Source organism: Nocardioides sp. (genome assembly GCF_035703625.1).
Classification (GTDB): Bacteria; Actinomycetota; Actinomycetes; order Propionibacteriales; family Nocardioidaceae; genus Nocardioides.
Window position 1 is genome coordinate 1 of the sequence record NZ_DASSXS010000011.1, and the last position, 7,553, is coordinate 7,553.

Below are 7,553 nucleotides of genomic sequence, written 5' to 3' on the forward strand. Positions count from 1 at the left end.
ACCGAGGTCCTGCTCGTGCTCGACGCCACCACGGGCCAGAACGGCATGGTCCAGGCTCGGGTGTTCAGCGAGGTCGTCGACGTCAGCGGCATCGTGCTGACCAAGCTCGACGGCTCCGCGAAGGGCGGGATCGTGGTGGCCGTCCAGCGCGAGCTCGGCGTACCGGTCAAGCTGGTCGGGCTCGGGGAGGGGGCCGACGACCTCGCGCCCTTCGACCCGGGTGCCTTCGTCGACGCGCTCCTGGGGTAACACGGACGTAACGTCCCGGGTCCACCTGTTTCCTCGCCGCAACACGTCGCGGCCCACCGCGAAATCTTCGCCCCCGAGAGTTGGCGCCAATGGGGTGGATCCCGGCCCGACACCGACGTCGTCGTTCGTGACCGCCCTCCGCACAGGCAACACCTGGAGGAGCACTTCGTGGACGGCTACTACACCTGGATGCTGATCTCGTCCTGTCTGGTCCTGATGATGACCACCCCGGGCCTGGCCCTGTTCTACGGCGGCATGAGCCGCTCCAAGTCAGTGCTCAACATGATGATGATGTCGTTCTCGGCGCTCGGGGTCGTCGGCATCGTCTACGCACTGTGGGGCTGGTCGATGACCTACAGCTCCGTCCCCTGGGCCGCCGCGGATGCCGAGAACCCGGGCTGGGAGGCCGCGAAGCTGTTCGCGAGCCCCTTCGACCAGTTCGGTCTCTCCGACACCCTGCCGGCCAACTACGTCTTCGTCGCGTTCCAGCTGACCTTCGCCGTGATCACGGCGGCGCTCATCAGCGGCGCGGTGGCCGACCGGGTCAAGTTCTCGTCCTGGCTGGTGTTCCTGCCGGTCTGGGTCACGCTCTCCTACTTCCCGCTCGCCCACCAGGTCTGGGGAGGCGGCTTCCTCAGCAACGTCGAGGGCGGGCTGTCGGCCCTGACCTTCGGGGTCACCGACGGCCTGGCCAGCGTGGCGCCGATCGACTACGCGGGCGGCACGGTGGTCCACATCAACGCCGGCGTGGCCGGACTCGTGCTCGCCCTCCTCATCGGCGTGCGCCGCGGCTTCGGCCGCGAGCCGATGAAGCCGCACAACCTCACCCTGACCATGATCGGCGCCGGGCTGCTGTGGTTCGGCTGGTTCGGGTTCAACGCCGGCTCGATCGTCTTCACCTCCACCGAGGAGTCGGAGATGATCGCCCAGTTCACCACCGAGACCGGACTGGTGTGGCTCAACACCACGCTGGCCACCTGCGCGGCGATGCTCGGCTGGCTGCTCGTCGAGAAGCTGCGCGACGGCAAGGGCACCTCGCTCGGCGCCGCCTCCGGGGTCGTGGCCGGGCTGGTGGCGATCACCCCCGCCTGCGGCGCGCTGTCGCCGCTGGGGTCGATGGCCCTCGGGGCTGTGGCCGGCGGGCTCTGCGCCCTCGCCGTGGGCCTGAAGTACCGCTTCGGGTACGACGACTCCCTCGACGTCGTGGGCGTCCACCTGGTCGGCGGCCTGGTCGGCACGATCGGGATCGGCTTCCTGTCCACCACCACCGGCCTGCTCTACGGCGAGGGGCTGCGCCAGCTCGTCGTCCAGGTGCTGGTCGCCCTCTACGCGATGGCGTGGTCCGGCGTCGCCACGCTGGTGATCGGCCTGGCCATCAAGCTCACGATCGGCTGGCGGATCGACCACGAGGACGAGGTCGAGGGGATCGACTTCACCGAGCACGGTGAGTCGGCGTACGACCTGACCGGAGGCGGCGGTGCCCGGCGGACCGGCTCGGTCCTCGCCGGCGCGGGCCTCCCGACCCGACCCCCTGGCCAGCCGCAGGCGGAGGGTGAGCCGGCGGGCGAGACGCCGGAGCAGCCCAGCGACAAGCCGACCGAGAAGCAGGGAGCATCCGCATGAAGCTGATCACCGCGGTCATCAAGCCGCACCGGTGGGAGGACGTCCGTGAGGCCCTCGAGACCTTCGGGGTGACCGGGATGACCGTGTCCGAGGTCAGCGGCTACGGCCGCCAGAAGGGGCACACCGAGGTCTATCGCGGCGCGGAGTACGACATCGCGCTGGTGCCCAAGATCCGGATCGAGATCGTGGTCGACGACGCCGACGCGGAGGACATCGTCGGCATCATCGTCAAGACCGCGCAGACCGGCCGGATCGGCGACGGCAAGGTGTGGACCAGCCCCGTGGAGGGCGTCGTCCGGGTCCGCACCGGCGAGCAGGACGCCGCCGCCCTCTGACCCGCCCCACGCTGACCCGCCCGAAAGTTTCGGGCGGGTCAGCGTTTACACGCCCGAAACACGGCCGTCCGGGAGCCGAAACGAGCAGCCGGAAGGGTGAGCGCCCATGTCCCCACTCACCACGGCGGCGGCTTCGGCCCTGGACACCGGCGACACGGCCTGGCTGCTGGCCGCCTCGGCCCTGGTCCTGCTGATGGCCCCCGGTCTCGCCCTCTTCTACGGCGGCATGGTGCGCTCCAAGAGCGTGCTGAACATGATCATGATGTCCTTCGGGACCCTCGCCGCGGTCGCCGTCCTGTGGGCGGTCGTCGGCTACTCCCTGGCCTTCGGCGACGACCTCGGCCTCGGACTGCTGGGCGACCCCACGCAGTACTTCGGCCTGGGGCAGCTGCTCGCCGAGGACAGCAACGGCGACTCCACCGTGCCGCTCATCCTGTTCGCGATGTTCCAGGGGCTGTTCTGCGTGATCACCGGCGCGCTGGTGTCGGGCGCGATCGCCGACCGCGCACGGTTCGGCGCGTGGATCGTGTTCGTGAGCGTGTGGACGCTGGTCGTCTATGCCCCCATCGCGCACTGGATCTTCGACTTCTCCAGCGGTGACCACGTCGGCGGCTGGATGGCCAACGACCTCGGGGTCATCGACTTCGCCGGGGGGACGGCCGTCGAGATCTGCTCGGGCGCCTCGGGCCTCGCGCTCGCCCTCGTCCTCGGCCGCCGGATCGGGTTCGGCAAGGACCCGATGCGTCCGCACAACCTGACCCTGGTCATGCTCGGCGCCGGGCTGCTGTGGTTCGGCTGGTTCGGCTTCAACGCCGGCTCCGCGCTGGGCGCCAACCACACGGCAGCGGTCGTGTTCACGACCACGCTGCTGGCCGGGGCCGCGGGCTCGGCCGGGTGGCTGCTGGTCGAGCGGCTCCGCGACGGTCACGCCACCTCGCTCGGCGCCGCGTCCGGCCTGGTCTCCGGGCTGGTGGCGATCACCCCCTCCTGCGGCTCCCTGTCCCCGATGGGGTCGCTCGCCATGGGAGTGGCGGCCGGCATCATCTGCGCCCTCGCGGTGGGCCTGAAGTACCGCTTCGGGTACGACGACTCGCTGGACGTGGTCGGCGTCCACCTGGTCGGCGGCCTGGTCGGCACCCTCGGGATCGGGCTGATCGCCACGGCGGCCGCCCCGACCGGCGTCGACGGCCTGTTCTACGGCGGCGGGCTCGACCAGCTCGGCAGGCAGGCCCTCGGAGCCGGCGCCGTCCTGCTGTACGCGTTCGTGGTCTCGGGCATCATCGGACTCGTCGTGGACCGGCTGATGGGTTTCCGGATCGACGAGGAGCACGAGATCAACGGCATCGACCTGGTGGTGCACGCCGAGACGGCGTACGACCTGCACGCCACCGCCGGCTCGCGGTCGGGATCCACCGGCCTCCTGCAAGCCACCCGAGAGACCAACCGAGAGGAAGGCGTCCGATGAAGCTCGTCACCGCCGTCATCAAGCCGCACAAGTGGGAGGACACCCGAGCGGCCCTCGAGGCCGTGGGCGTCACCGGGATGACCGTCTCGGAGGTCAGCGGCTACGGCCGCCAGAAGGGGCACACCGAGGTCTATCGCGGCGCGGAGTACGACATCGCGCTGGTGCCCAAGATCCGGATCGAGATCGTGGTCGACGACGGGGACAGCGCAGCCGTCGTCGAGGCCATCTGCAAGGCCGCCCAGACCGGCAAGATCGGCGACGGCAAGGTCTGGGTCGCCTCCGTCGACTCCGTCGTACGGGTGCGGACCGGTGACCGCGACGAGGCCGCGATCTAGCCCCATCTCGTTGAGTTGGGGATTCGCGACCCTTCAGTCGGGGATTCGTGCGGGGAGGGCCTCACGGAGGCCGCACTCGACGGTCACCAAACCCCGACTCAACGGTCGGGAATTCCCAACTCAACGAGAGGCGGGTCCGTGACGGCCGCCGAGCGCGCCGCACGCACCGCGGAGGCCGACCGGTTGTGCGCTTCGGCGTACGAGAAGGCCGGGGGAGGCGACACCGGGTCGGCCCTCGTCGCGGTCGGCGGCTACGGGCGAGCCGAGCTGGCCCCCTACTCCGACCTCGACGTCGTCCTCGTCGCCGACGAGGGTGTCGAGCTCGGCGAGGTCGCCGAGCGGGTGTGGTACCCGTTGTGGGACAGCGGCTCGCGACTGGACCACTCGGTGCGGTCGTTCCCGGAGATGGTGTCCACCGCGGACGTCGACCTGAAGGTCGCGCTCGGCCTGCTCGACCTGCGCCACCTCGCCGGGGACCCGAACCTGACCCTGCGCCTGCGCGCCACGATGCTCACCGGCTGGCGCCGCCGGGCGCGGACCCGGCTTCCGGAGCTGCGCGAGATGGTGCGCGCCCGGCACGAGCTGCTGGGCGAGCTGGCCCACCTGTCGGTACCGGACCTCAAGGAGGCCGAGGGCGGCCTGCGCGACGCCACGGCCCTCAACGCGCTGGTGGCGAGCTGGCTCGTCGACGTCCCGCACGCCGACCTCGAGCGCTGCCGCGGAGCGCTCCTGAACGTGCGCGACGTCCTGCACGCCACCGCCGGGCGCGCCACCGACCGGATCGCTCCGGAGCTGTGGGGCGAGATCGCGGTCGGCCTCGGGCTCGATGACGACGCCGCGGCGCAACGGCACGTGCGCGAGCTGGGCCGGAGGATCACCCACCTGTGCCGGCTGACCTGGCGGCGGGTCGACGGCGCCCTCGCACGACCAGCCTCGCCCCGCGGCGTACGCCGTCCCGTGCTCGACACGTTGGCGCCGGGAATCGCCCTGTCGGCCGGCGAGGTGGTACTCGACTCGACCGCGCGCCCGGCCGACGACCCGCTGCTGCTCCTGCGCACGGCCGCCCTCGCCGCCGAGCACGACGCCGCCCTGGGACCGGCGACCGCGGCTCGACTGGTCCGCGAGGGACGAGCCCTGCCCGACCCCTGGCCGGCGGCGGCCCGGCACCTGTTCGTCCGGCTCCTGGCCTCGGGGCGGGGGCTGCTGCCGGTCTGGGAGACGCTCGACGAGACCGGCGCGCTGGCGGGGATCCTGCCCGAGTGGGAGCGGATCCGGTTGCTGCCGCATGCCTCGTCGATCCACCGTTTCACCGTCGACCGCCACGTGGTGGAGACCTGCATCGAGGCGTCCGCCCTGATCCGCGACGTCGCCCGTCCGGACGTCCTGATGACGGCTGCGCTGCTGCACGACATCGGCAAGGGCGGGCTGACCGAGCACAGCGTGGCCGGAGAGCCGGTGGCGCGCGCCATCGCGACCCGGATGGGGTTCGACGACGAAGCCGTGGAGCTGATCGGCACGCTGGTGCGCTGGCACCTGCTGCTCGCCGAGACCGCGACCACCCGCGACCTCGACGACCCTGCGACCGTGGCCCACGTGGCCGGGCACCTACGGACCCCCGCGGCGGCCGAGCTGCTGACCGTGCTCACCGAGGCCGACGCGCGGGCGACGTCCGCCAAGGCGTGGTCGACCTGGCGGGCCGGACTGATCCGCGACCTGGGTCGCCGGGTGCTGGCCGAGCTGGGACCCGGCCAGGGGGTCGAGCCGGCGCCGCCCATCGACCTGGACGTTCCGTCGTCGGTCGACGACGGCGGCGTCGTGATCGAGGTCGAGCCCGCCGAGAGCGGCTCGACCGTGCGCCTGGTCGCCGTCGACCGGATCGGGCTGCTCGCCGACGCGGCTGCGATGTTCGCGCTCCAGCGCATCTCGGTGAGGGCCGCGCACGCCTGGTCGCAGCAGGAGTACGCCGTCTCGGTGTGGGAGGTCTCCGAGGAGCACCTGGACCCGGCGGTGCTCCGTCAGCGGTTCGAGGCGATCGCGGCGGGCCGGGTCGACCCGGGGGAGCGGCTGCGACCACCCGCCTCCCCGACGCTCGCGCCCATCGTCGTCGTACGCCCGGAGGCGTCGGCGCAGGCCACGGTCCTGGAGGTGCGTGCGACCGACCGTCCGGGGACTGTCCACCTCGTCTGCGCGGCCCTGGCGCGGCTGGGCCTCGCGGTCAGGTCCGCGCACGTGGACACCCTCGGCCCGCAGGCAGTCGACGTGTTCTACGTCCAGGAGGAGAGTGCCGGCGCGCTCTCGGACGAGCGGGCGGCCGACGCCGCCCACGCCGTCAGGTCCGCCCTCACGGGACCGGCCGGTTAGGCTTGACCTTCGATCCTGACCCGCACCACCGCCCAATCGATTACTGGGGACCACTTGTTCGCCACACTCTCCGACCGCCTCGCCGACACGTTCAAGAACCTGCGGGGCAAGGGCCGGCTCTCCGAGGCCGACATCGACGCGACCGCCCGTGAGATCCGGATCGCGCTGCTCGAGGCCGACGTCGCGCTCCCGGTGGTCAAGGAGTTCGTCGGCGCGGTCAAGGAGCGGGCGCGCGGTGAGGAAGTCAGCCAGGCGCTCAACCCCGCCCAGCAGATCGTCAAGATCGTCAACGAAGAGCTGGTCACCATCCTCGGTGGTGAGACCCGGCGCCTGCGCTACGCCAAGTCCGGACCGACCGTGATCATGCTGGCCGGACTGCAGGGCTCCGGCAAGACGACCCTCGCCGCCAAGCTCGCGCTGTGGCTCAAGGAGCAGGGCAAGACCCCACTCCTGGTGGCCGCCGACCTGCAGCGGCCCAACGCGGTCAACCAGCTCCAGGTCAATGGTGAGCGGGCCGGCGTGCCGGTGTTCGCGCCCGAGCCCGGCAACGGCGTCGGCGACCCCGTGTCGGTCGCCAGGGACTCCGTGGAGGAGGCCCGGCGCAAGCTGCACGACGTGGTGATCGTGGACACCGCCGGCCGTCTCGGCGTGGACGCTGAGATGATGAAGCAGGCCGCCGACATCCGCGACGCCGTCGACCCCGACGAGGTCCTCTTCGTCGTCGACGCGATGATCGGCCAGGACGCGGTGACCACCGCCCAGGCCTTTCTCGACGGCGTGGGGTACGACGCCGTCGTCCTCACCAAGCTCGACGGCGACGCCCGCGGTGGCGCCGCCCTCTCGGTCGCCTCGGTCACCGGGCGGCCGGTCATGTTCGCGTCCGCGGGCGAGAAGCTGACCGACTTCGACCTCTTCCACCCCGACCGGATGGCCTCGCGCATCCTCGACCTCGGCGACATGCTCACCCTGATCGAGCAGGCCGAGAAGACCTTCGACCAGGAGCAGGCGCTCAAGGCGGCGCAGAAGCTCAGCGGTCAGGGCGGGGAGTTCACCCTCGACGACTTCCTCGAGCAGATGCAGCAGGTCCGCAAGCTCGGCTCGATGTCGAAGATCATGGGGATGCTGCCCGGGATGGGCCAGTTCCGCGACCAGCTCGAGAACTTCGACGAGCGCGAGATCGACCGC

6 protein-coding genes and 1 pseudogene are annotated in these 7,553 nt (G+C 71.4%); all 7 read left to right on the plus strand.

Annotated features, from left to right (window positions below; genetic code table 11):
• Nucleotides 1-249, plus strand: a pseudogene (locus VFN12_RS00570) (signal recognition particle-docking protein FtsY); the annotation flags it as partial.
• Between the two features lie 168 nt (nt 250-417).
• The gene (locus tag VFN12_RS00575) at nt 418-1,872 is read left to right on the plus strand and encodes an ammonium transporter (protein ID WP_325116586.1); all 1,455 of its coding nucleotides are present in this window, start codon (nt 418-420) and stop codon (nt 1,870-1,872) included.
• The gene (locus tag VFN12_RS00580) at nt 1,869-2,207 is read left to right on the plus strand and encodes a P-II family nitrogen regulator (protein WP_325116587.1); all 339 of its coding nucleotides are present in this window, start codon (nt 1,869-1,871) and stop codon (nt 2,205-2,207) included. Before VFN12_RS00575 ends, VFN12_RS00580 begins: the two co-directional genes overlap by 4 nt.
• A gap of 106 nt (nt 2,208-2,313) precedes the next feature.
• Nucleotides 2,314-3,672 carry an ammonium transporter gene (locus VFN12_RS00585; protein ID WP_325116588.1) on the plus strand — a complete coding sequence of 453 codons (1,359 nt, stop codon included), beginning with the start codon at nt 2,314-2,316 and terminating at the stop codon, nt 3,670-3,672.
• Nucleotides 3,669-4,007, plus strand: coding sequence for a P-II family nitrogen regulator (locus VFN12_RS00590; protein WP_325116589.1), 339 nt, complete (start codon nt 3,669-3,671; stop codon nt 4,005-4,007). The genes VFN12_RS00585 and VFN12_RS00590 overlap by 4 nt, the downstream gene beginning before the upstream one ends.
• A 138-nt stretch (nt 4,008-4,145) precedes the next feature.
• Entirely contained in the window at nt 4,146-6,368 is a 2,223-nt protein-coding gene (locus VFN12_RS00595) for a [protein-PII] uridylyltransferase (protein WP_325116590.1), read from the plus strand.
• 54 nt (nt 6,369-6,422) lie between these two features.
• The coding region (gene ffh, locus VFN12_RS00600; RefSeq protein ID WP_325116591.1) for a signal recognition particle protein at nt 6,423-7,553 on the plus strand (1,131 nt) is incomplete at its 3' end.

Coding starts and splice junctions, on each gene's coding strand:
- VFN12_RS00590 (WP_325116589.1), top strand. CDS start 3,669: ATGAAGCTCGTCACCGCCGTCATCAAGCCGCACAAGTGGGAGGACACC.
- VFN12_RS00585 (WP_325116588.1), top strand. CDS start 2,314: ATGTCCCCACTCACCACGGCGGCGGCTTCGGCCCTGGACACCGGCGAC.
- VFN12_RS00580 (WP_325116587.1), top strand. CDS start 1,869: ATGAAGCTGATCACCGCGGTCATCAAGCCGCACCGGTGGGAGGACGTC.